Source organism: Chryseobacterium contaminans (assembly GCF_001684955.1).
Taxonomy (GTDB): Bacteria; Bacteroidota; Bacteroidia; order Flavobacteriales; family Weeksellaceae; genus Chryseobacterium; species Chryseobacterium contaminans.
In genome coordinates, this window is record NZ_MAYF01000113.1 from 19,619 (window position 1) to 40,762 (window position 21,144).

Sequence of the window (21,144 nt, forward strand, 5' to 3'; positions counted from 1 at the left end):
ATTTTTGCACCGAAAAGTTTTAACGCTTATTCATCACAGAAACTGGTTCTGCATAACCGCAGATTAAAAGGGAACCGTGTGAAAATCACGGACTGTCGCGCAACTGTAAGTAACTAAAGTCTTTATCAAAAGATCCACTGTGCGAGGCATGGGAAGGAGATAAATGATGTTACAAGTCAGGAGACCTGCCGATTTCTTAAACAAGAAACTTTCGCGATCTGAAGTTTTATTGATCTGATGGATTGTTTCAGGAATTTCCAAAGTTCCTGTCATTATTCTGTTGTTTTAATACCATTTCATTTCGCTTTAATTAATAATGAAATATGACTACAGAAGAAAGAATTGAAGCTGCCGAAACCAGAATATTTAAAGCGGTTTTCCCTAACACAACCAATCATTACGACACCCTTTTCGGAGGTACTGCCATGCAGCTGATGGATGAAGTAGCCTTCATAGCAGCTACCCGTTTCGCAAGAAAGAGAGTGGTAACAGTGAGCAGTGACAAAATCGATTTTAAAAAGCCTATTCCTGCCGGAACTATTGTAGAACTGATCGGAAAAGTTTCATACGTTGGGAAAACCAGTATGAAGGTAAGCGTGGAGATCTATACAGAACAGATGTATTCTTACGAAAGAGAAAAAGCAATTGTGGGTGATTTTACTTTTGTAGCGATTGATGAATTCAAGAAACCAATCCAAATACTATAAATAGAAAAGTTTCGGGCGGCCAAAGGCCGCCCGAAACTTCATATCTCGTTATTCTATTTACTTTAAAACTTTTTCCGTTTCCAAGCTTCTGCTTAACAATACTTCAAAAGCTTCTCCCATTTCATCTGATGCTCTGGTAATCGCATTTTCAAGCATATTTCTGATTTGCTTTTCGGTAACACCAGCTTCTGTCCAGCTTTTCCCTGAAGTATGAGAATTCAGGATGAAAGGCATAATTCTATCGATAGAACAGGCAAAAATAGCATCAGGAGTAGCTTCTTCCTCAAATTCAAGCCAAAGATTGAAAAATTCCGAACGTAATGGTTCATCAAGAATTCCAAAGATCTTTTGTGCGGAAATTTTTTCTCTTTCAAATTTCCCTACCATAGCTGCTTCATCAAAAAGAAAGGTATCTCCTGCTTCAATCTCTACAAGATCATGAATGGAAAGCATCCTGATTACTCTCAGTAAATCAATATCTTCGCGGTTTTTGGCATACGGGTAAAGGATTTGCGCCAGTATAACGATCTGCCATGAGTGTTCAGCAGTGTTCTCTCTTCTTGAATCATCTGCATTATAATTTCTTCTCTGTACATTTTTCAAGGCATCTACCGCCAGGATAAAATCGATTTCTTTTTGAATTTTCATTTTACTTTTTCTCTATTATATTGATCTGATGGATATACCTTGGTTCTGGTAGTCCATTTATTATTTTTCTTTTCTTTTATGGTAACTTTTACATAATCTTCATGGGTAAGGTCTTCTTCTTTGTCAAGAACCCTATCAAGTCCTTTATTAGGAATAACTTCATATTCTGTGGTAAAAAGCCGGCAACATCCATCCTTTCCGAAAGTAATAATACGTTTACGAACCGGATCTGTTTCAAAAAAATCAAAATTATCTGATGCTAACTCTGTAAGTTCTTTACTTTTCACAAAAGCCATTCTGGTACTATTGAAAACATACACATCATAAGATGCCGAGCTGTAATTTCCCATATTGCCATTTCTTATGGCGAGATCTTCGGTTCCATCAAAATTAAAGTCACCAAAAATCAATGGACTTTGTTCCTTCTTTAATGGAATTATTTTCCCACGTTCCAGCCTTTTGCCTTCTCCAAGATACAGCACCAAATTATCTGATGTAAAAGTCTGCACTTTACTGTTATTGTTGTTAAATAATTCAACAGTTCCTTTATCCATACATTGGCCATCAAAACAATTCTCTATATGGATAATGGCATCATAGTTTTTAGAAGCGTCTTTAACTTCAAACTGATATTGTCCAAAACATAGCGGGCCTAATACTATAAAAGCGGATAAACTCCTGTAATAATTCAAAATATTCATGTTCATAGTCATATTTGGATTCAAATGTTTTATAAAAAACTTTCAAACAAAAATACGAATCATAATACCGATTTCAAAGCTCGAATGCTTTCAGATATAAATATAATGATGAATCGATAGAAACGCAAACTGCTTATGATTTAAACACTAATACCACAAATAACATATAAAATTTCACCCCAATAAGGGCTTCAGCCTTCCATCCATTTTCACCTTAAATTTTCCAAAATTCATCAATTTTTTAAACTTTCTTCCCTGGAAATAAGATTATCAAAAATTGAGGTGAAAAATTATTACATTGAATATCAAATAGTTAATTATTTTATTTTCAAAATTTCACTACTTTGTATTGCATAATACCATTTTAATTATATATCTTTGTAATGTAAAATCAGAATAGGCTCAACTAGCTAGGAGCATCTTTCTGAAAATATAACCTTAATTAACAAAAACTTATCAAAGATGAATACTGAAAATACCAAAGCGCAAATGCGAAAAGGAATTCTGGAATTCTGTATTCTAAGTCTCATCAATCATCGTGAAATGTATGTTTCTGATCTTATTGATGAACTGAAAAAAGGAAAACTGGATGTAGTGGAAGGGACCCTCTACCCTCTTCTCACAAGACTTAAAAACGGAGAGTTTCTCTCTTACAGATGGGAAGAATCTACAGGCGGACCACCCAGAAAATACTATCAGATCACAGAAAAAGGAAAACTTTTCCTGGATGAACTTCAAAATACGTGGAATGAGCTTACCGCTTCAGTAAACCAAATCACTCAACAACATTAAAAAACAAAGCTATGAACAAGACACTCTCAATAGGACTCGCAGGTTTTTCTTTTACTATAGAAGAACACGCATATATAAAGCTCAGCGATTACCTGAACGCTCTGAGAAGCTCACTGGATGCTTCTGAAGCAGATGAAGTAATGCATGACATAGAAATAAGAATGGTGGAGATCTTCAGGGACTCACTGGGAAAACGTGAAGTAATTAACGATACTGATGTAGAAAAAGTAATCGCACAGATCGGAACTCCTGAGAAAATTGAAGAACAGGAAGAAGCTTATTTTTCTGAAAAAAGCACCACTAAGAATACCAATACAGGCGGAAACTATACAGACAAGAAACAATTATTCCGTGATCCTGAAAAGCAGAAAATTGCAGGAGTTTGTGCAGGCTTGGCACATTATGTAGGAATGGACATTACCGCTATGAGAATTATCTGGGTAGTTGTTTTCCTAGTAATGATTCCTGCAGCAGGAAGCGCATTAGTAATCCTTCTGCTTTATCTGATCCTTTGGCTGGTACTTCCAAAAGCACAAACCGCTTCAGATTTTCTGAAGATGCAGGGAAAGCCTATGAACTTCGACAATCTTAAGAATGAGTCTAATAAATTGGTACAGTTTGCCAATGAATCTACTCAGAGGGTCGGAGAAATCTACAACGAAAACAAACCTTATATCAACAATGCAGGGAGTGGAATCTGGAACGTATTCAAATACATCATCGGAGCATTCTCAGTATTGATGGCAGTAGGAAGTATTATCGGAGTATTTGTATTATTTGCCCTTTTCGGGATGGATACAGATTTCCCTGGGGCCAATCAGATCAGGTTCTATATGGATGACAATGGTCTGGATAAAGTACTGGCAGCCATTATGATTATAGGAAGTTTGATTCCTGCTATCCTTTTCAGCTTATTAAGCATTAAGATATTCTCTCCAAAAACAAAGCTGAGAAATCTAGGATGGGTAGTTGGCGGATTATTCCTTCTTCTGATCGGACTGGGAACGTATTTCGGAATCAGCATGGCTAAGAAAAACCTGATCTATAAAGGCAGCAAAGAGGATATTGAAAATGTAGCCATCAACACAACTTCTGACACAGTGTATGTAGATGTGAAACAGGTAAGCATTCCACAAAGCTATAAAGCTTATGATGATGACATTTATTCTGATAAAAAATCAGTGTATGAAGAAGATTATATCTCTGTAGAAGTGACAAGAAAACCGGAAGTAAAAACCCCGTATCTAATCATCAAAAAAGAAGGAAACGGTTATAATTTCCCAATTCAGATGAATGTTCCTGTAGAGGTTGTAAATAACAAAGTAATGCTTCCTAACTACATTAAATATCCATATGACCACAGATTCAGAGATTACAGGGTGAATTATGAACTTGTAGTTCCTCAAAATGCCATCGTAATTCCTGTTAAGAAAGACAGAATTGACTTTGATGGAGACCTGAACGGAGACGGCATGGATGACGATGACCAGAACGGAGATGAAAATCATAACGGAATCAGAATCGAAAAAAATAAGATTACAGTAAATGGTTCCAGCATAGAATACAATTCTGATGATAAAGATAGTGTTATCATTAATGGTAAAAAAGTTCCGAACAACCAGGCTAAGAAAGTTATTGATTCCGTAGCATCTGATATCAAAAAGATCAACAAGGATGTGGACATCAAAATAAAAGACGGCAAAAACGAGATATCCATAAAAACTAAATAATTAACTACAGAGAGTGGTAGAAGGTGTGAATGGAAAGCAACCGTTTGAAATTCACACCATTCTTCTCTCAGAAAAGTGAAAAAAACTAATAATTAGTTCTCTATGTGAAAAAATTGTTATAATTTCGTATAGTTAAAATTTAATAACCAACCAAACACTAAAAAACACTCTTATCATGATACAATTTGCAATGGAATTCGTAATGAAAATCGTAGATTTAATCAACGGTTTGTTTTAAGAGCAATAATATTTCAATATATTTGTAAAAGTATAACCAATATTTGGTTATACTTTTTTGTTTTTAATCCAAGAATCTATGAAAAAGCTGATAGGCAAACTGATGTTAAAATTATTAGGATGGAAAGTTGTTCTACAGGGCGATGTTAACGTCCTGAACCGATGTATCCTGGTAGTAGCACCACATACCCACAATATGGAATACATTTTAGGAAACTTTGCCTACTGGTCCCTGAATAAACCTTTAAAAATTATCATTAAGGACGCCCACACCAAAGCGTGGTACGGAAGTGTTGTAAAAGGCCTTGGTGGGATTGGTATTGACAGAAGCCAGAAAAATGACCTGGTAAATTTTGTGGCCAATCAATTTGCAAAGGAGGATTTCAGTCTTGTTATTACTCCGGAAGGAACAAGAAGCTGGGTTCCGAAGTGGAGAAAAGGATTCTATCACATGGCCTTGGCTGCAAAGGTTCCTATTGTATTAGCTGCAGGTGATTTCAAGAGAAAAATCGTTTACCTGGGCTATACTATTCCTTACGAAAGAATTGCATCTGTTCCGTTTGCTGAGATCATGCAGGAAATTCAGGATTATTATGTAAAAAACAATATTGTACCTAAAGTTCCGGCCAACTGGAATCCAAATATTATGGGTACGGGAGAATAATCTCATCATTTATCAATCATCTCTTATCTATTATAAAAATGAAAGGTCAGACTAAAGAAAAAATATTAGCATTCATCAATAACTGGGGTGATGAAACCCTGGCAAAAGCAATGGAAATCAAATTCATTGATATCGATCTCGAAAATGAAACCCTTACCGCTACCATGCCGGTACTGCCAAGAACCCACCAGCCTTTCGGAATTATGCACGGTGGAGCAAGCTGTGTATTAGCTGAAACATTGGGTTCAAGCCTGTCTAATATTTTCATTGACGGTGAGAAGTATTATGGTGTAGGAACCAATATCAATTCTAATCACCTTAAAAGTAAAAAAGACGGAATAGTAACCGCTACTGCCCGATTCATCAGAAAAGGAAAAACAATGCATGTTTCCGAAATTGAGATCAGGGATGAAAAAGGGACACTCATCAACCATACAACGATGACGAATAACATTATTCATAAATAATAGGTTGAACATTCATAAAAAATTAAAAAGCTCAAAAAAATTTGGGCTTTTTTTATACACTTTCTGCAACTATTTTATTTTCCTGCATCTTATAGAAAATAACAACCATGAAAATTCAAATTCTAGCTTTTTTAACAACCTTTTTACTCTGTATTTCCTGTAACAATGAGGATATTCCGTTAATTAAAAAAAATTCCTATGATGTTTATATTGGTGGGGTAGATAACAACAAAGCCTGCTACTGGAAAAATGGGCAGCAGATTTTTGTGCAGGGTGGAGAAAACCTGGTGGGAACACAAATTATTGTTGATAATAATGATGTCTATCTCTTTGGAACCAATATCAAGGAACTGAATCCGAAACCTGCCTGGTATTTCTGGAAAAATGGAGTAAAACATAAAGTATCAGAGTATTTAAATACAGCGTCTGATAATGATTTCTCCCTATACTCAACAATGACAGTTCATAACGGAGATATTTATTTTTTGGGGATGGCAACTAACCCCTCCTCTACATCTGTAATGGACAGATACCATTATTGCTACTGGAAAAATGGAGTAAAAACAGTTCTGGAAACTTTAAGTGCTAAAATGGAAATCATTTTAAATAGCGGTACACACATCTTTAATAATGAGGTATATTCAGCTGTTCTCAAAGACACAACTTTATCTCCGATTCCTCACTGGGAACTGGGGTATTATAAAAACACAGCTTTTAACCTGCTTACCAATCCTAATCATCACATTCCTCATGACCTTATTAAAGACCCTTCGAATCCATCACAATTATATTTAATCACTAAAACAAACACCTATCCCCTTCAACACATCTCATCCATCAGAAACATTACTTCAGGAAATGATATACAGATTCCGGCTAATATTCTTCAAAGCAAGATTAATCAGGTATGTTTTGAAGGTTCTGATAAATATTATATCGGTAAAGATTTTTATTACAAGAATAATACATTAGTACCAATGAATACTACTGGCGGATTCAATAATATAGGACAGTTCACCGTGAAAGATAATAATGTTTATTCAACGAGAACAAATGCTACAGCCACTTCAGTAAAGTTTTATATCAATGATGTAGAAACTCAAAGTTTGCCTGATATGACAAAAAGTGGCTTCAATTCAATCTTTGTTGTAAAAAAATAACATAAGTAATGATAAAAATAAGTGATTGAAAAATCGCCCATCATATTCCCTGAAAAACTTTGGGGAATATGATTTTTTTATTGTTAAAAATTATATCAGAGATAAAATATTATCTGCATTAATCACTAAAAATGAATTCAATTGATGATAAAATCCAATGATTGGCAAAAAATCTACAGGATGCACTCCCCAAAGCTCTTGGGGATTTGCCGTAGATATATACAGGATATACATACCGCAGAAGATATTCTTCAGGATAGTTTCATTACAGCCATCCAAAATATTCATCAACTCAAGGATGAAAAGATGCTTTTTGCATGGCTGAAAAAAATAGTGATCAACAATGCCTTACAATACCTACGAAAAAGCAATAAAGAAATTTTCATTGCAGATGATTTTTCTGAGCTCACTGATAAATCATTTGTAATGAATACTCCCGAAGAAAAAGCACATGTTCTAACCTATGATTTTACTCAGGAAGAACTTCTGTCTTCTATTGACAGTCTTCCCAATCATCATAAGCTGGTTTTTAATCTATACTTTATTGAAAACTATTCACATGCGGAAATTGCCAACGAACTTGGAATTACAGTCAATACCTCAAAATCACATCTTTTAAGAGCAAAAAAAGCAGTACAGAACTACCTTCTCAATAAAGTACAGCCAGATACTCCTAAAAATAGAAAAAAGCTTACCCAGTTATTAGTTTTCTTTGGTTTCTGCAGCCTATTATGGGGGCAAACTTTCAGAAGTAAGTTTTCAGATTTTTCAGTACATTCATCAAAAATATTGGAAATACCAAAGCAACTGACAGCTCAAAGCTATGCAGTTCCATCAGGTGCAGAATGTATTACAAAAAAAACTGGAATGATAATAACCGGCAGTGCTATTTCCACAATTATTCTTGTATCCGCATTTATTTTTCAACTCAATTATAACAGTACATCCAAAAGTAACATTGTTTCTAGAAGTACAGAAGAAGAAAGAATACAGCCGGCAATTGAAGCTAAACCTCTTCATAGTTCTGTCGCAGATATAAGGCGGAATGGATCAAAGCAAAACGAACAGGCAATATCCGAAACAGACAATACAGTATTAAAAGAAATAAAAACTCCAGCGGAAGCAGCAGATCATATAAACAAAGGATATCACATTCCCATAAAGGATACTGTCAAAGAAGAGCCTCCCCAAAAAGTCATTATTGTAAAGAAAATCATACAGAGAGACACCATATATGTTGAAAGATAAACGGACATTCATTATGTTTTTAAGAAATTTATTTTTTATATTTTTTCTGGCTATCATACAGATCTTTAATGCCCAAAGAAAAAAGGCAGATACAATATATGTTTATGAAAAGGTTATTATCTATGACACTGTTTATCTGGAAAAAGCATTAAAAATACAACCCAAAGATCTTGTTGTTAAACCTTCATCAAATATAGAAGGAAACAGATTACATCTATCAGAGGCTACAATTAAAAATGAAATCGAAAGAATAAAAATATTTACAACGAAAAAATTTCAATTTGGACTAGAGATTGGCGCTTGCTTAAAAGGCAGCAGCTGGGCGAAAGAACTCTCCAAAAGCAGTTCTCAATTAGGAATTAATGCCGGATTATGGATTTCAAAACCTATTATTGAGAAGTTTTCATTAATGCTCTCTGCTCATATATATCATTGGAATTCTACTTATGATCTGGATGCCAACAAAGAAGATACATGGTTGAACGGCTACTATTTTGCAGAAGGCTCGCAACCTTTACTCTTCCAGAAATTTAATAATAAACATTTTGAATATGCTTTACAGCTGAAATTATTCTATCAATGGAAAAACTTTCAGCCATTCATTGGTATTTTAGCGAACAAAAACATCTATAAAATGCAGTTTTTAGTTCCTGAAAATATGGTCTTGAATAAATTAGATGACTTTAAATCTGACCAAACCAATCTGGGATTTTCAGTAGGAGTTCAATATAAAATATTAAAAAAAGCATTGTTATCACTGGAGTATCAGGAATATAAAATGAACAATGTTTCCTTAAAAAACAGCTCGTATAATTTTGACATCTTTAAGACTAATAATACCTTTGCAGAAAGGAAAATCAACTTCGGAATTTCCTATATTATTTCCGGCTGGTGATTTTCAAAATCCGTTCATAACTCATGATTTATTTCAAACTTCCCTTCAAAGAAGGATTGCACACTGTAGAGGAAACAACTGATAAAAACGCAGTCAATTTTCATTCTTATAACAGCCTGAACCAGATCAGCTTTAATGGAAACATCATCAAGGTTGATTCTACAGAGTGGAATGATATTTCGATCACTAATGAGCTATTTTTAAAGGACAAAACAAATTTTACAGCAGAAACTAAAGAGGAATATTGTAATACTTTACAACAGGTCATTGAGGTGATTAAAGAAAATAGCCTTCCCAAACTGGTGTATTCAAGAAGGAAAATCTTTACTGACTTCAATACAATTGATTATAAGGCTAGTTTTGATAATCTGTGTAAAGCTTATCCCAATGCTTTCAGATACCTGTTTAATGATGGCGAAAATACGTGGATGGGAGCCTTTTCCGAAGTATTAGGCAAGTTTAATAAAACTACGCATGAATTTGAAACTATGGCGCTGGCAGGAACGCTTCCCACTTCTGAAGAATGGACGAAAAAAGAGATTGAAGAGCAGAAACCGGTGACCACCTACATTCAGAATATCCTCAAAAATTATTCACACCAGGTTTTGCAATCTGAAACCTATGACCATGTTTCAGGAAATATCAAACATCTTCGTACCGATTTTAAAACTACTATAAAACCTGACGATCTTGACAGCCTGATCCAGGATCTCCACCCAACTCCTGCAGTCTGTGGCATTCCTAAAGACTTTTGCAATGAAAACATCAGGAAGTATGAAAAATTCCCCCGAGAATTTTATGCAGGCTATATCAAAGTAGAAACAGAAGAGAGCATCCTTTATTTTGTAAATCTACGATGTGCAAGATTATATAAGGATTCTGTACACGTTTTTGTAGGTGGCGGAATTACTGCCCAGAGCAATCCGGAAAAGGAATGGACGGAAACAGAACTGAAGTCTGAAGCTATTTTAAAGAATCTGGCTGTTTCTTAGTAGATAAATTTTTAACCATAGATTAGCACAGATTTCACCGATTTTTTGATATTATATTCAGAATAGCAAAAGGAAAGCTTAGTTTAGATTCTTTCAGAATGACAAATGAGATGGCTGTGAGACCATTTGTAAGATTCGTGTTTCAATATTAGGTTTTGGCTAAAGCCGATGGAATGTTTTATATTTATTTAGCTGGGCTAAAGCCCACCTCTATTGATGTTGATATACTAATGTATAATTGTTGTTTAGCTGCAATACTTTTTACTTTTTACTTTTTACTTTTTACTTTTTACTTTTTACTTTTTACTTTTATCCATAAAAAAAACCTCCTTCAAAACGAAAGAGGCTATATCTATATAAATATTTAATTTACTTCTTTACACCGATTCGGCTCCAGGTATCCATTACAAAAAGCAGGATAAGACCTATTGCAGCAGCAGATGCAGAAAATACAAACTTAATGTTGTCTTCATCTGCGATAAGGTCATTCTGCCAGTTGATAGCATATAAATTAATAGCGATGAAAACGATGAACAGTACTAAAAATACTTTATAAAACTTCTTCATAATTTTTAAAAATTAACATAATTCAGCACCAATTGGGCAAAATTTGCAGTGAATAATTTAATTGAAATCGCTAAAAGGATAATACCGAAAACTTTCTGAAGAATCATTAAAGTAGCATCTCCTATTTTCTGCTCCAACCATTTCGCGGATTTCAGCACCAAATATACGAAAATTGTATTAAGAATAATTCCGCATATAATATTAATATCATGAAATTCAGCTCTGAGGGATAGTGCGGTTGTTAATGTTCCTGCACCAGCAACTAATGGAAATGCGATGGGTACGATGGACGCAGCCTTTGCTTCGGTGGTTTTATTAATTTCAATTCCTAAAATCATTTCCAGTGCTATGACAAAAATCACAAAAGCTCCGGCAATGGCAAAGGAATTTACATCCACTCCAATTAGTTTTAAAATTTTGTTCCCTACAAACAGGAACACAATCATAATTGCTCCGGCGGTAATCGCTGCTTTTCCAGCTTCAATCTTTCCGAACTTCTGCTGAAGGCTTACTATAATAGGAACCGAGCCGATAATATCAATAACGGCAAAAAGAACCATAAAGCTGGTAACGATCTCTTTAAAAGAGAAACCATCAAGAATTTCCATCTCTTTGTAATTAAAAATTTCGCAAAAATATGAAAATAAATTAACTATTTGCTAATTTGTGAATATAAATTAACAATTGTTTTCAAAAGTTCTTCTATACCATCATGAGTTTTTACAGGGGCATATTTCTCCATTTGAATTTTCTGCTGTAAACTTGCATATTGCTCAGCAACTGCAGAACCTTTATGTTTTTCAAGAAAAGTCTTAAACTCCGCAACAGAGCTTTGAAAATACTGATTTCTTACTTCCTGATCCAATTCTTCCAGTGTAACAAAAAACTTTTCATATTCACTATTATCTTTAAGATTTTCAAGATAACCGAAATAATCGTTGATATCCGTTTTCAGCAACTCTCTGATCTCTTTTTCCGTTTCAGCCACAGAACCTAAAGGTTTTTGAGATACGGTTTCCCTAACTAATGTACGTTTTTTTTGCCAAGTTTTAAATAACAGATATACAATAAATAAGCCTACAAGAATAGCAATATTGGTTAGAAGGATATTCCAGTGGAATTTACTTTTTTCTTTTACTTTAAATGAAGTAGTTTTAAGAACCGGAGTATCTACTGTTTCCAGAAGATTATTGGTATATTCATTTACCTTTTCTACGGTAGAACGGGATTCCAATACCTGATCGTGAGAAAGAGCATTTACATCCAGCTTTTTCTGTCCCATATCCACATATTCCCTATTCTCAGGATCAAAGAAAGCGAATGGTTCTGTTTTAATAGAAATGGCACCTGATTTATTAGGGATTACTACATAATTGGCCAAAATCTCTCCTTTTATTCCGTATGTACCCGGCGAAACTTTTGAAGTGATTTTTGGAGCGAAAACTTCATAATCCGGTGATGATGCAATTTTCGGAAGCACAAGGTCCGGTAAATTACCTTCTCCCGCCACCTTCACTACAACATTCAATGGTTTTTTAGCCTCTGGTTTTTCTTTTGTAGTGTTATAAACGCTCACATTGAAATTTCCAACGGCATTTGTAAAACCATCAGGTGCTCCTTCCGGAAGCTTTCTTACATTAAGCTTTACTTTATTGGAAACTATTTTATTTTTATTAGAATAGGTACTTACCGATGCGGATACTCCTGGAACCTCAACATATCCTGCCTCATTCGGGAATACCATAAACATCGCCAATACCTGAGATGCCATATTTCCATTATCAGACGGATCAATCTCTGATTTATTGAAATTGATAGGATGTACATTGATATTGTCCTGCTGTGGAAGACGGATATTTTTTACTTTTCTGAGATTATCCATATTCCTGGAGTATACTTTTAGAACAGCAACAGTAGGCTGGTCCTGGTATACATCCCTGTCTTCAATCTCCATATTCAGATATACCTCATTGGACGTATTGCTGGCTAAGGATTTCTTTTCAACTATATCGCGGATATTAACATCGAAAGGTTCAGTCTTGTAAATTTTGTTATTAACGGTAACCAGTACTGACCCGATTTTGATCTTTCCTTTTTTCTTAGGCTCAAGGGCAATTCGGGAAACTTTTTGGGTAATAAGCGTATTGGTGGCAGGATCAATTACTGTATTGGTTACAGATCCGCTGCCGATAATATTAAATTTTGAAAGGTCCGGAAGCTGAAAACCTGTCTGCTGAACAAGGTCACTTCCATTCAGCTCAAGAACAATGGTAAGGTTTACAATATCCTTTCCTCCATATTCTGTTTTATCGGCATCAAGAGAAAGATTTACCTGTCCGTAAGTAATTACGGATGCTAAAGTAAGCAATATGTAAATCAATTTGTTTTTCATCACCAATCTTTCTCGTTGCTTTCGGGCATCGAATAAGAATTTTTATTTAAAATTCTTCTGGCGGTTTCTTTTTCTTTTTCGTTTATTTTATCTAAGAGCTGATTTTCAAGATTTTTTGGCATTCTACCCTCATTGTTCTGTTTTTGCTGAGGATTGCCCTGGTCACTTTTACCTTCGTTTTGCTGGCCATTTCCCTGGTCCTGCTTTTGATCTTTATTATCACCTTTCTGATCTTCACCTTTGTTCTGATCATTACCGCTACCGCCTCCTTGTCCGGACTTATTCTGTTCGTTTTGCTTTTGCTGCTTTTCTTTTTCCTTCAGCTTGGCAATTTCATAATTCTTACGGGTAGCCTCACTGTAGGGATTTTGTTTAAGAGATTTTTTATAATAATCGGCCGCTTTTTCCGGCTGATTCATCTGCATATAGGTATTTCCTAAATTATGAAGGGCAGCTGCCTTATCAGGAAGAGTCTGCGAAAGTTGTTGTGCTTTTTCAAACTCTGCTTTTGCTTCTTCATACTTTTTACTTTTGTACAGGGCATTTCCCATATTATAGTGAGCTGTAAAATCTTTATCATTAGATTTCACCGCTTCCATATATTTGGAAGAAGCTCCGTCATAATCTTTACCGTCAAATTTCTGATTGCCTTCATGAACTAAAGTTCTGTAGTTTTCCTGCCCAAACAAAAAGCCTGAGAACGAGAAAGCAACTATAAACGATAAAAATATGGTTTTAGTATTCATTACCTGCAAAATTATTCCTTTATATGTTAAGAAACAGAGTTTTATTTGTTAAAATTGGGTTAAAGTACCTATAGATTTTCTTCTATAAACAGAGGAAAATTACAGATTAAAATCATTTTTGGGATTAAAAATATAAATTAAAAAGAAAAACAGGATAGATACTGCTAAAAAATATTGATAATAATGATTGGCATTCTGTGATTTCACCAGTGTTTCAGATCCTGAAGACTTCTTGTTAATGGCGTCTATAATCCTCTCCGGAGCTTCATTGATATTATTTCCATCAATATACGTTCCACCAGTAGAACCCGCCATTTTATTTAGAGCTTCAGTCTGTCTTTTGGAAATAACCGTACTTCCGTTGACATCTGTTTTATATCCCATCAGCTGCCCGTCATTATAAACCGGAACCGGTGCTCCTTCATCTGTTCCTATTCCTACAGAGGTAATGATAATTCCTTCTTTATTAGCGAGCCTTATTGCAGCATTGTCATTCCCTTCATTATCCTCACCATCACTCAATAATATAACTTTACGCGATCCTTTGCTTACATTTTTAAATTTCTCAGTGGCAGCCTGCATCCCTTTCAGGAAATCTGTTCCCTGAATCTTCATAGAATTGGTTTCAATAGCTCCAATATAGGTCTCTGCAGAATTATAATCAGTTGTTAAAGGCATGATAGATATAGCCTGACCAGCAAAGATGACAATTCCAACCTTATCGTTTTTCATTTTCGACATGGTCTGCATCATCAGGTTTTTAGCTTCCGTAAGGCGGCTTGGTTCAATATCTTCCGCATTCATAGAGTTGGAAACATCAAGCATAAAGATCACATTATTCAATCTCTGATTGCTTTTTACCTCTTCGGAACCATTCAGAAGATCGATGATTGAAAATATCAGAAATAAAGTTCCCAATAAATATAGTGCAGGAAAGAATCTTGTAAATCCTGAATTCTTTTCAAATAGATTATCATGAAACTGGCTGGCTGCAAAGACCTCTCTTTTCTTCTTTCTCCATTTTAAAAAACGGACTAAAAAGGAAGCTAACAGCGGCAGCAGCAACAGTAAAAATAAATACCAGTAATTTCCTAAAGACCAACTCATCAGCTTAAAATTTTATAAAACACCCATCTCATTAATGCATCCAGTACCAGCATAGCCAAAGCAATCCAAAGAAAAATCTTGAAATACTCTTCATAGTTGTACAGCTTTGATACTTTTACATCGGATTTTTCCAACTGATTGATCTCATCATATACTTCTTCAAGACTGCTGTTGGAAGTGGCTCTGAAATATTTTCCACCTGTAGTCTGAGCAATTTCTCTCAATGTATTTTCATCAATAGTTACCTCAGCTTCGGTAAAAATAAGATCTCCGAAAAAATCCACGGCTGTTGGCATGAGGGCATAACCGTTTGTACCAATTCCAATGGTATATACCTTAATATTATTATTTTTTGCCAGTTCTGCAGCAAGTTGCGGCGGGATTGCATTTTCAATATTGCTTACTCCATCCGTCATCAGAATGATCACTTTGCTTTTGGCTTTACTTTTAATCAAATGGTTCACTGCAACAGAAAGTCCTTCTCCAATAGCTGTTCCCGGTTCAAGACCTGTAGAGTTAAGGTTTTTGATCTCATCAATCACCACCTGATGGTCTGATGTAACAGGAACTTTGGTAAATGCTTCGGCAGCATAGGCAACCACTCCTATCCTATCATTTGGACGTTTCTGCACAAACTTAACGGCAATATCTTTAAGGGCAGTAATACGGTCCGGATTTAAATCTTTTGCCAGCATACTGAGTGAAACGTCAATAGACAGCATAATATCTACTCCTTTGGTATCATCTCTATCTTGCGAAACCGTAAAGGTTCTTGGCCTTGCCATCGCAATAATAAGCGCCGAAAGAATGATGTACTTTGATATTTTCAATAAGAAAAGAACGCCTTGTATACCACCGCTTGCCCCCATATTTTTTATGGTAGGAACTTTTATCCCCTTTCTCTTCTTTTTACCCGCATCTTTTATGATAAGAGGAATAAACAGCAGAAAAAGCAGTAAAAACCACGGACTGTAAAACTCAAAATTAAACATCCTTTCTTAAGTTTTCGAATTCTAAATCTTTGGAAGATCTTTTCACAAAGTCTCTGATCTCAGCAAAGTCTTTCTCCATCATGGCCTGATCCGGGAATGTTTTGGCAAATTTCACCAAATCTCCTCTCAGGAATACTTCTTCAATGATTTTCTCATTATCCTGAGAAATGGTATTGTTCTTTTTCAGAACATCGATAAGATCATCCGTTAAAAGAACATCTGCCGGAAGATGGTATTGTTTGGTAATAAAATTTCTTGAAATTTCGATAAGTTCCACATAAAATGAACGGAAATTGCCTCCTTCAATATATTTTTTCTTTTTAAGGGAATTCAGCTCCTTCAATGTCTGATTGGTAGCCACAACAGGTGAGCTTTTCGATTTTTTACCCCATTTTACAATCATAATGATAGCAATAATAAGGGCAATGACTGCGATTGCTGCCAGAATATAAAACTTATACAGTTCCCAATAATCTTTGGCTTCAAGCTTTACCTCTTTGTTTTTCATGATATCATTAATCTGATCAGCCTTTTGGGCAGTATTAATGACTTCTATTTCATAAGGAATGGTTTTCAGTATCTTATCACCTACTTTAAATTCCAGTTCAGGAATGGTAAACTTTCCTTCTTCAAAAACTGCGAATTCTATTTTCCTTTCGTATGAATTGGCATTTTGTCCTATACTGTCTTTGGTTTCTTCAAAGTGGAAAGGCAGCAATTCATTTTTAGCTGCAGAATTTACCTGCTCATTATGGAGATTATCAATCTTTATAACAAGGTGGTTGATTTCTCCCAGAGCAATGGTTTTCTTCTCTACATTAGAGGATAATATCTGTGAAAAAGCATTTGCACAGACTAGAAAAGATAATATTAAAAGTATTTTTTTCAATGTTAAATAATAATAAAGGCTAAAGCCGGATGTTTATGTTGGGCAAAACCCATCGTTATTTTTTCTGAAAATAATTATACAACAATTTTGAATAATCCGAACCGGTATTTACATTCATAAAACTGGCCGAACTGTTGGCAAAATCTTCCTCCAAAGCTCTTAATTTCTGCTTTTGAGCTTCCGCAAAGGTATATCTCCATCTTGCACTGGAAGTGTTGGCCCATATTTCTTTTCCTGTTTCAGCATCATACAGCAATGTGTATCCTACATCAGGAATTTCATTGTCTTTTTCATCATAGATCCTCATTCCAAGCAGCTGATGTTTCTTTGAGGCCACTCTCAGCATTTTAGAATCATATTCATCCTGAAAGTCTGAGAAGAGGAATACTAAAGATTTTCTTTTAAATATTCCCATCATATATTCCAGTGCTTTATCTATTTTAGATTCTGCCGGAACATAATCTGCAGTAAGGATGTTACTGATGATAGATAGGATATGTTTTCTTCCTTTTTGGGGTGGAATTACCTTATATACTTTATCTGCAAACAGGATCAATCCTACTTTATCATTATTTCCGGCTGCTGAAAATCCAAGGCTGGCGGCTATTTCTGCCACATACTCTCTTTTCAGCTGGGTTTTTGTTCCATAATCCATTGAAGCGGAAATATCTACCACAAGCATCATCGTTAGCTCCCTTTCTTCTTCCATAACCTTTACAAATGGTTCGCGGAAACGAGCGGTCTTATTCCAGTCGATTCTTCTGATCTCATCACCAAACTGGTACGGGCGGACTTCTGAAAAAGTCATCCCCTGCCCTTTAAAGGCGCTGTGATATTGCCCCATTAAAGCAGCCTCCGTCTTTTTTCTGGTACGGATTTCTATCTGCTTTACTTTTTTTACAATATCTTTTATCTGCATAGAGGGTTTTTATGTTTAAAGTTGAAAGTTTTGGGTTTAAGGTTTTTCGGGATTCGAGTTTCGGGAGTTTCAGTAAATGTTTTACATATATGATTATAACCTCTAATTCCCGTCTTCTAATTCCTACTTAAACTCAATGGATACATTCAACCATTCGTCATCAAACTTTGGACTGTATTTTTTATAAAAATTGATGGCTGGCTCATTCCAGTTTAGTACCTGGAAAACCATTCCGCTGTAGGCATTGGATTTTCCATATTCTACTGTAGCATCAAACAGAAGTTTTCCAATCTGCTTTCCTCTCATTTTTTCTGTTACTACCAGATCTTCAAGATACAGCCTTCTTCCCTTCCAGGTTGAATATCGGTCATAATATAAGGAAATGCCTACAATTTCGCCGTTCAACTCTGCAACGAAAGCGCCCCAAACCGGAGATTTCCCAAAGCCATCTTCGGTAAACTCATCCAGGGTTACTGTTACTTCGTGTAGTGCTTTTTCGTATTCTGCCAGTTCCTTAATTAATTCCAACATGGAAAAACAATCCTCCTGAACTGCTCTTCTGATTATAACATCACTCATTACGGCGCCTGGATTTTTGCTAAAATTCTGTTAATGATTTCTTCTGTTGAGATTTCTTCGGCTTCAGCTTCAAAGGTTAAGCCCATTCTGTGTCTCAGTACATCTTTAGCCAATGCTTTTACATCTTCAGGAATTACAAAAGCTCTTCCTTTTAAGAATGCATAAGCTCTTGAAGCAATTGCAAGGTTGATAGATGCTCTTGGAGAAGCTCCAAAACTGATATAATTTTTAAGTTCAGACAAGCCATAGTTTTCCGGATAACGGGTTGCAAAAACCATATCTAGGATATATTTTTCTATTTTTTCGTCTAAATAGATCTGGTTAATCAGCTCTTTTGCATCCACAATATCCTGAAGAGAGATGACTGGTTTTACCGTTGGCTGGTGAGAAGTTGAAACCATTCTCATAACCTGTCTTTCATCTTCAAAAGCAGGATAATCAATGGTACACTTCAGCATGAAACGGTCGCTCTGCGCTTCCGGCAACAGATAAGTTCCTTCCTGGTCGATCGGGTTCTGAGTAGCCAGCACCAAAAATGGTTTTGGAAGCTTCATGGTTTCGTCACCAATGGTTACCTGCTTTTCCTGCATCACTTCTAACAGGGCAGACTGTACTTTTGCAGGAGCACGGTTAATCTCATCCGCAAGAACAAAATTTGCGAATACCGGGCCTTTTTTTATAGAAAAATCATTGTCTTTGATATTGAAAATCATGGTTCCCACAACATCTGCAGGAAGCAAATCCGGTGTAAACTGAATTCTTGAGAACTCACCATGAACAGCATCTGCCAGGGTTTTGATGGCTAGGGTTTTTGCTAATCCCGGAACTCCTTCAAGAAGAACGTGACCATTTCCTAAAAGCCCGACTAACAGACGGTCTACCATGTATTCCTGCCCAATAATCACCTTGTTGATTTCCTGTCTCAGAAGAGAAAATAAGTAGTTTTTTTCTTTTACTTTTTCCGTCAACTGACGGATATCCTCGGCTTGATATGTATCTGACATAGCTTGATTTAAAATAAGTGGTAAATTTCTGATAAATACTTGCATTAATCAACATAATGAATGCCATATTTGAGTTAAAGTTTGTTAAAAATTCCGGGTTTAACAAATCTTTTTGAATTCAGAATGTATTCTATTGCAATAATTATATCATACATACAACCTTTTATGTTATCACTCAGTTCATTATAAAAAAAGTGTTGTGACAAATAATTAATTATCACAACACTTTTTATTAATTTAAATTTTTTCTAAAGTAAAAACTGGGAAATTACAGCTTGGTAATATTTATTGTAAATGCACCTTCCGGCATATCTACTGAATCTTCATAAGATCCTACATTGATGTAATATTCTGTTCCTGCAGTTGTTGTAATGGTCATTGTTTCAGCAGAACCTCCGCCACCATTATCTTGTGTACCTACACAAACCAAACTATTACAATTTCCGCTATAGACTCCTATTTTAGGATCAAAAGAAGCTGCTCCGGGAGCAACCTTAATGGTATACTGACTGCCATCTCCCGTAAATCTGAACCACAAACCATCGTTCATTCCATCATTAGCACATGCTAAAATAAATCCGCTGTTATTAGTGGAAGACATTCCATCAGCCTGTGTATAAGCATAAGGAAATGCAGAAACCTGCAAAGCTCCGGAACATGCATCGTTTACAGGTACAGGAGGAATTGTTTTAAAGGTATATTCTGTACAGCCAGCAGACTCTCCGCTAGCAGAAACAGCAGTTACTTTTAAATAATAATTGGTATCGTTATTAAGAACAATAGATGGAGAAAGATTATACCCTGCTCCATTTACAGTTTGATGATTGATAACATCTGTTCCGCCAGGAGTTGTTCCTAAAGATATCCTATAAGAAGTTGCCCCCATCACAGATTGCCAGCTAATGTTAGGTGACAAAGGAATGAATTGCGCATTATTGGCAGGAGAAATCCCCAAAGGACAACCTGGAGCAAGATTAGCTGTTAAACCTGAAATAGTTACTGCTGATTTATAATCTACTCTTATCCCTCCCGGTGGAGAGGCCGGATCAACAACATTACGATCTCCTTTATAAACAAGAGTGGAGTTCTGTAAGTAAGGATAAACACGAAAAACCTCATCAAAATTATTGATATCAATACTTGGCGAATTTTCTTTGGCAGCAATAACTAAATTATCTGTATTATTATATGCGAATGGAGTGGTAAATACCACTTCAACCTTGTTACCATTTTTATTAACTGTACCCGAAAATACTTGAGTCAGTTGAGCAGCAGGAACCCAGTCTGTATTCGATGCAAAGGATACTTTCGGGGTATGACCAAGATAAACAGTCCAATTAGAGGAATCATTAATAGTTGCAGAAGGATCAAGATAAAAAGTTAAACCTGTTATATTTCCTGCAGCATTGGCATTTACTTCCTGTTTAGGAAAGATTTGCTGAACATAAGAGTAAGAAAAAAAACTGCTCACAGGTGCAGATCCTACACTTCCACTTCCTATATTGATATTGATCTGAGCATTAACTACAAACACTACAAAGAACAAGGCTAAAAGTAAAATTCTTTTCATTATTAATAATATTACCATTGAATACAATGCTAATTTAACAATAAAATATTGATTATTGTAATAAAAAAAATTATTCAACCATATATCATAATTAAGATGAATACTTTCAGTATAGATCGCACTATTCAATTAAAATAT

The 21,144-nt window shown here is 35.4% G+C and carries 22 protein-coding genes and 1 riboswitch; of the genes, 9 read left to right on the forward strand and 13 right to left on the reverse strand.

The genetic code is table 11. The annotated features are described in order from the left end of the window. Positions 1-26: 26 nt before the first annotated feature. A riboswitch (cobalamin riboswitch) is annotated at positions 27-207 on the forward strand. 116 nt (positions 208-323) lie between these two features. Beyond that, positions 324-707, forward strand: a complete 384-nt coding sequence (locus BBH99_RS08455) for an acyl-CoA thioesterase (RefSeq protein ID WP_047098292.1) — start codon at positions 324-326, stop codon at positions 705-707. Positions 708-764: 57 nt separating this feature from the next. On the opposite strand, the gene BBH99_RS08460 is transcribed toward BBH99_RS08455, so the two are convergent. Beyond that, positions 765-1,355, reverse strand: a complete 591-nt coding sequence (locus BBH99_RS08460) for an HD domain-containing protein (protein WP_066694608.1) — start codon at positions 1,353-1,355, stop codon at positions 765-767. Beyond that, the gene (locus BBH99_RS08465; RefSeq protein ID WP_123873079.1) at positions 1,352-2,056 is read right to left on the reverse strand and encodes an XAC2610-related protein; all 705 of its coding nucleotides are present in this window, start codon (positions 2,054-2,056) and stop codon (positions 1,352-1,354) included. The genes BBH99_RS08460 and BBH99_RS08465 overlap by 4 nt, the downstream gene beginning before the upstream one ends. Positions 2,057-2,518: 462 nt before the next feature. Here BBH99_RS08465 and BBH99_RS08470 point away from each other — a divergent pair, with 462 nt between their 5' ends. The 8 genes from BBH99_RS08470 (at position 2,519) to BBH99_RS08505 (ending at position 10,241) form a co-directional block, all read left to right on the forward strand. Beyond that, the gene (locus tag BBH99_RS08470; RefSeq protein WP_066694610.1) at positions 2,519-2,848 is read left to right on the forward strand and encodes a PadR family transcriptional regulator; all 330 of its coding nucleotides are present in this window, start codon (positions 2,519-2,521) and stop codon (positions 2,846-2,848) included. Positions 2,849-2,859: 11 nt separating this feature from the next. After that, positions 2,860-4,578 (forward strand): PspC domain-containing protein, encoded by a 1,719-nt coding sequence (locus BBH99_RS08475; RefSeq protein WP_066694612.1) that lies wholly within the window; start codon positions 2,860-2,862, stop codon positions 4,576-4,578. Positions 4,579-4,894: 316 nt separating this feature from the next. Beyond that, positions 4,895-5,479, forward strand: coding sequence for a 1-acyl-sn-glycerol-3-phosphate acyltransferase (locus tag BBH99_RS08480; RefSeq protein WP_066694614.1), 585 nt, complete (start codon positions 4,895-4,897; stop codon positions 5,477-5,479). Positions 5,480-5,517: 38 nt separating this feature from the next. Beyond that, the gene (locus tag BBH99_RS08485; protein ID WP_066694616.1) at positions 5,518-5,946 is read left to right on the forward strand and encodes a PaaI family thioesterase; all 429 of its coding nucleotides are present in this window, start codon (positions 5,518-5,520) and stop codon (positions 5,944-5,946) included. 107 nt (positions 5,947-6,053) lie between these two features. Continuing rightward, positions 6,054-7,106 (forward strand): hypothetical protein, encoded by a 1,053-nt coding sequence (locus tag BBH99_RS08490; RefSeq protein WP_066694618.1) that lies wholly within the window; start codon positions 6,054-6,056, stop codon positions 7,104-7,106. A gap of 144 nt (positions 7,107-7,250) precedes the next feature. Beyond that, a complete protein-coding gene (locus tag BBH99_RS08495; protein WP_066694620.1) occupies positions 7,251-8,354 on the forward strand; it encodes an RNA polymerase sigma factor in 1,104 nt (367 codons plus the stop codon). A 13-nt stretch (positions 8,355-8,367) separates the two neighbouring features. Beyond that, on the forward strand, positions 8,368-9,249 hold the full coding sequence (locus tag BBH99_RS08500; RefSeq protein ID WP_123873081.1) for a hypothetical protein: 882 nt from the start codon (positions 8,368-8,370) through the stop codon (positions 9,247-9,249). 23 nt (positions 9,250-9,272) lie between these two features. Beyond that, positions 9,273-10,241 carry a chorismate-binding protein gene (locus tag BBH99_RS08505; protein ID WP_066694624.1) on the forward strand — a complete coding sequence of 323 codons (969 nt, stop codon included), beginning with the start codon at positions 9,273-9,275 and terminating at the stop codon, positions 10,239-10,241. Between the two features lie 369 nt (positions 10,242-10,610). On the opposite strand, the gene BBH99_RS08515 is transcribed toward BBH99_RS08505, so the two are convergent. The 11 genes from BBH99_RS08515 to BBH99_RS08565 form a co-directional block, all read right to left on the reverse strand. Further along, a complete protein-coding gene (locus tag BBH99_RS08515; RefSeq protein ID WP_066694630.1) occupies positions 10,611-10,808 on the reverse strand; it encodes a hypothetical protein in 198 nt (65 codons plus the stop codon). A gap of 5 nt (positions 10,809-10,813) precedes the next feature. Further along, on the reverse strand, positions 10,814-11,416 hold the full coding sequence (locus BBH99_RS08520) for a MarC family protein (protein ID WP_066694632.1): 603 nt from the start codon (positions 11,414-11,416) through the stop codon (positions 10,814-10,816). Between the two features lie 44 nt (positions 11,417-11,460). Further along, positions 11,461-13,200: a BatD family protein gene (locus BBH99_RS08525; protein ID WP_066694634.1), complete on the reverse strand. Its 1,740-nt coding sequence runs from the start codon at positions 13,198-13,200 to the stop codon at positions 11,461-11,463. Further along, positions 13,200-13,946, reverse strand: a complete 747-nt coding sequence (locus BBH99_RS08530; RefSeq protein ID WP_083188787.1) for a tetratricopeptide repeat protein — start codon at positions 13,944-13,946, stop codon at positions 13,200-13,202. Before BBH99_RS08530 ends, BBH99_RS08525 begins: the two co-directional genes overlap by 1 nt. Before the next feature lie 99 nt (positions 13,947-14,045). Further along, positions 14,046-15,053, reverse strand: coding sequence for a vWA domain-containing protein (locus tag BBH99_RS08535; RefSeq protein ID WP_066694635.1), 1,008 nt, complete (start codon positions 15,051-15,053; stop codon positions 14,046-14,048). Beyond that, complete coding sequence (locus BBH99_RS08540; protein ID WP_066694636.1) at positions 15,053-16,045, reverse strand: VWA domain-containing protein; 993 nt, start codon at positions 16,043-16,045, stop codon at positions 15,053-15,055. The genes BBH99_RS08535 and BBH99_RS08540 overlap by 1 nt, the downstream gene beginning before the upstream one ends. Further along, on the reverse strand, positions 16,038-16,934 hold the full coding sequence (locus tag BBH99_RS08545; RefSeq protein WP_066694637.1) for a BatD family protein: 897 nt from the start codon (positions 16,932-16,934) through the stop codon (positions 16,038-16,040). Before BBH99_RS08545 ends, BBH99_RS08540 begins: the two co-directional genes overlap by 8 nt. 55 nt (positions 16,935-16,989) lie before the next feature. After that, positions 16,990-17,853: a DUF58 domain-containing protein gene (locus BBH99_RS08550; RefSeq protein WP_066694638.1), complete on the reverse strand. Its 864-nt coding sequence runs from the start codon at positions 17,851-17,853 to the stop codon at positions 16,990-16,992. 123 nt (positions 17,854-17,976) lie between these two features. After that, positions 17,977-18,432, reverse strand: a complete 456-nt coding sequence (locus BBH99_RS08555; RefSeq protein WP_066694639.1) for a GNAT family N-acetyltransferase — start codon at positions 18,430-18,432, stop codon at positions 17,977-17,979. Next, entirely contained in the window at positions 18,432-19,436 is a 1,005-nt protein-coding gene (locus BBH99_RS08560) for an AAA family ATPase (protein WP_066694641.1), read from the reverse strand. Before BBH99_RS08560 ends, BBH99_RS08555 begins: the two co-directional genes overlap by 1 nt. Before the next feature lie 268 nt (positions 19,437-19,704). Beyond that, positions 19,705-21,006 carry a hypothetical protein gene (locus tag BBH99_RS08565; RefSeq protein ID WP_066694642.1) on the reverse strand — a complete coding sequence of 434 codons (1,302 nt, stop codon included), beginning with the start codon at positions 21,004-21,006 and terminating at the stop codon, positions 19,705-19,707. Positions 21,007-21,144 lie beyond the last annotated feature (138 nt).

Excerpts from the sequence above, each read along its gene's own strand:
- BBH99_RS08455 (WP_047098292.1), top strand. The coding sequence starts at position 324 with ATGACTACAGAAGAAAGAATTGAAGCTGCCGAAACCAGAATATTTAAA.
- BBH99_RS08460 (WP_066694608.1), bottom strand. The coding sequence starts at position 1,355 with ATGAAAATTCAAAAAGAAATCGATTTTATCCTGGCGGTAGATGCCTTG.
- BBH99_RS08465 (WP_123873079.1), bottom strand. The coding sequence starts at position 2,056 with ATGAATATTTTGAATTATTACAGGAGTTTATCCGCTTTTATAGTATTA.
- BBH99_RS08470 (WP_066694610.1), top strand. The coding sequence starts at position 2,519 with ATGAATACTGAAAATACCAAAGCGCAAATGCGAAAAGGAATTCTGGAA.
- BBH99_RS08475 (WP_066694612.1), top strand. The coding sequence starts at position 2,860 with ATGAACAAGACACTCTCAATAGGACTCGCAGGTTTTTCTTTTACTATA.
- BBH99_RS08480 (WP_066694614.1), top strand. The coding sequence starts at position 4,895 with ATGAAAAAGCTGATAGGCAAACTGATGTTAAAATTATTAGGATGGAAA.
- BBH99_RS08485 (WP_066694616.1), top strand. The coding sequence starts at position 5,518 with ATGAAAGGTCAGACTAAAGAAAAAATATTAGCATTCATCAATAACTGG.
- BBH99_RS08490 (WP_066694618.1), top strand. The coding sequence starts at position 6,054 with ATGAAAATTCAAATTCTAGCTTTTTTAACAACCTTTTTACTCTGTATT.
- BBH99_RS08495 (WP_066694620.1), top strand. The coding sequence starts at position 7,251 with ATGATAAAATCCAATGATTGGCAAAAAATCTACAGGATGCACTCCCCA.
- BBH99_RS08500 (WP_123873081.1), top strand. The coding sequence starts at position 8,368 with ATGTTTTTAAGAAATTTATTTTTTATATTTTTTCTGGCTATCATACAG.
- BBH99_RS08505 (WP_066694624.1), top strand. The coding sequence starts at position 9,273 with ATGATTTATTTCAAACTTCCCTTCAAAGAAGGATTGCACACTGTAGAG.
- BBH99_RS08515 (WP_066694630.1), bottom strand. The coding sequence starts at position 10,808 with ATGAAGAAGTTTTATAAAGTATTTTTAGTACTGTTCATCGTTTTCATC.
- BBH99_RS08520 (WP_066694632.1), bottom strand. The coding sequence starts at position 11,416 with ATGGAAATTCTTGATGGTTTCTCTTTTAAAGAGATCGTTACCAGCTTT.
- BBH99_RS08525 (WP_066694634.1), bottom strand. The coding sequence starts at position 13,200 with ATGAAAAACAAATTGATTTACATATTGCTTACTTTAGCATCCGTAATT.
- BBH99_RS08530 (WP_083188787.1), bottom strand. The coding sequence starts at position 13,946 with ATGAATACTAAAACCATATTTTTATCGTTTATAGTTGCTTTCTCGTTC.
- BBH99_RS08535 (WP_066694635.1), bottom strand. The coding sequence starts at position 15,053 with ATGAGTTGGTCTTTAGGAAATTACTGGTATTTATTTTTACTGTTGCTG.
- BBH99_RS08540 (WP_066694636.1), bottom strand. The coding sequence starts at position 16,045 with ATGTTTAATTTTGAGTTTTACAGTCCGTGGTTTTTACTGCTTTTTCTG.
- BBH99_RS08550 (WP_066694638.1), bottom strand. The coding sequence starts at position 17,853 with ATGCAGATAAAAGATATTGTAAAAAAAGTAAAGCAGATAGAAATCCGT.
- BBH99_RS08555 (WP_066694639.1), bottom strand. The coding sequence starts at position 18,432 with ATGAGTGATGTTATAATCAGAAGAGCAGTTCAGGAGGATTGTTTTTCC.
- BBH99_RS08560 (WP_066694641.1), bottom strand. The coding sequence starts at position 19,436 with ATGTCAGATACATATCAAGCCGAGGATATCCGTCAGTTGACGGAAAAA.
- BBH99_RS08565 (WP_066694642.1), bottom strand. The coding sequence starts at position 21,006 with ATGAAAAGAATTTTACTTTTAGCCTTGTTCTTTGTAGTGTTTGTAGTT.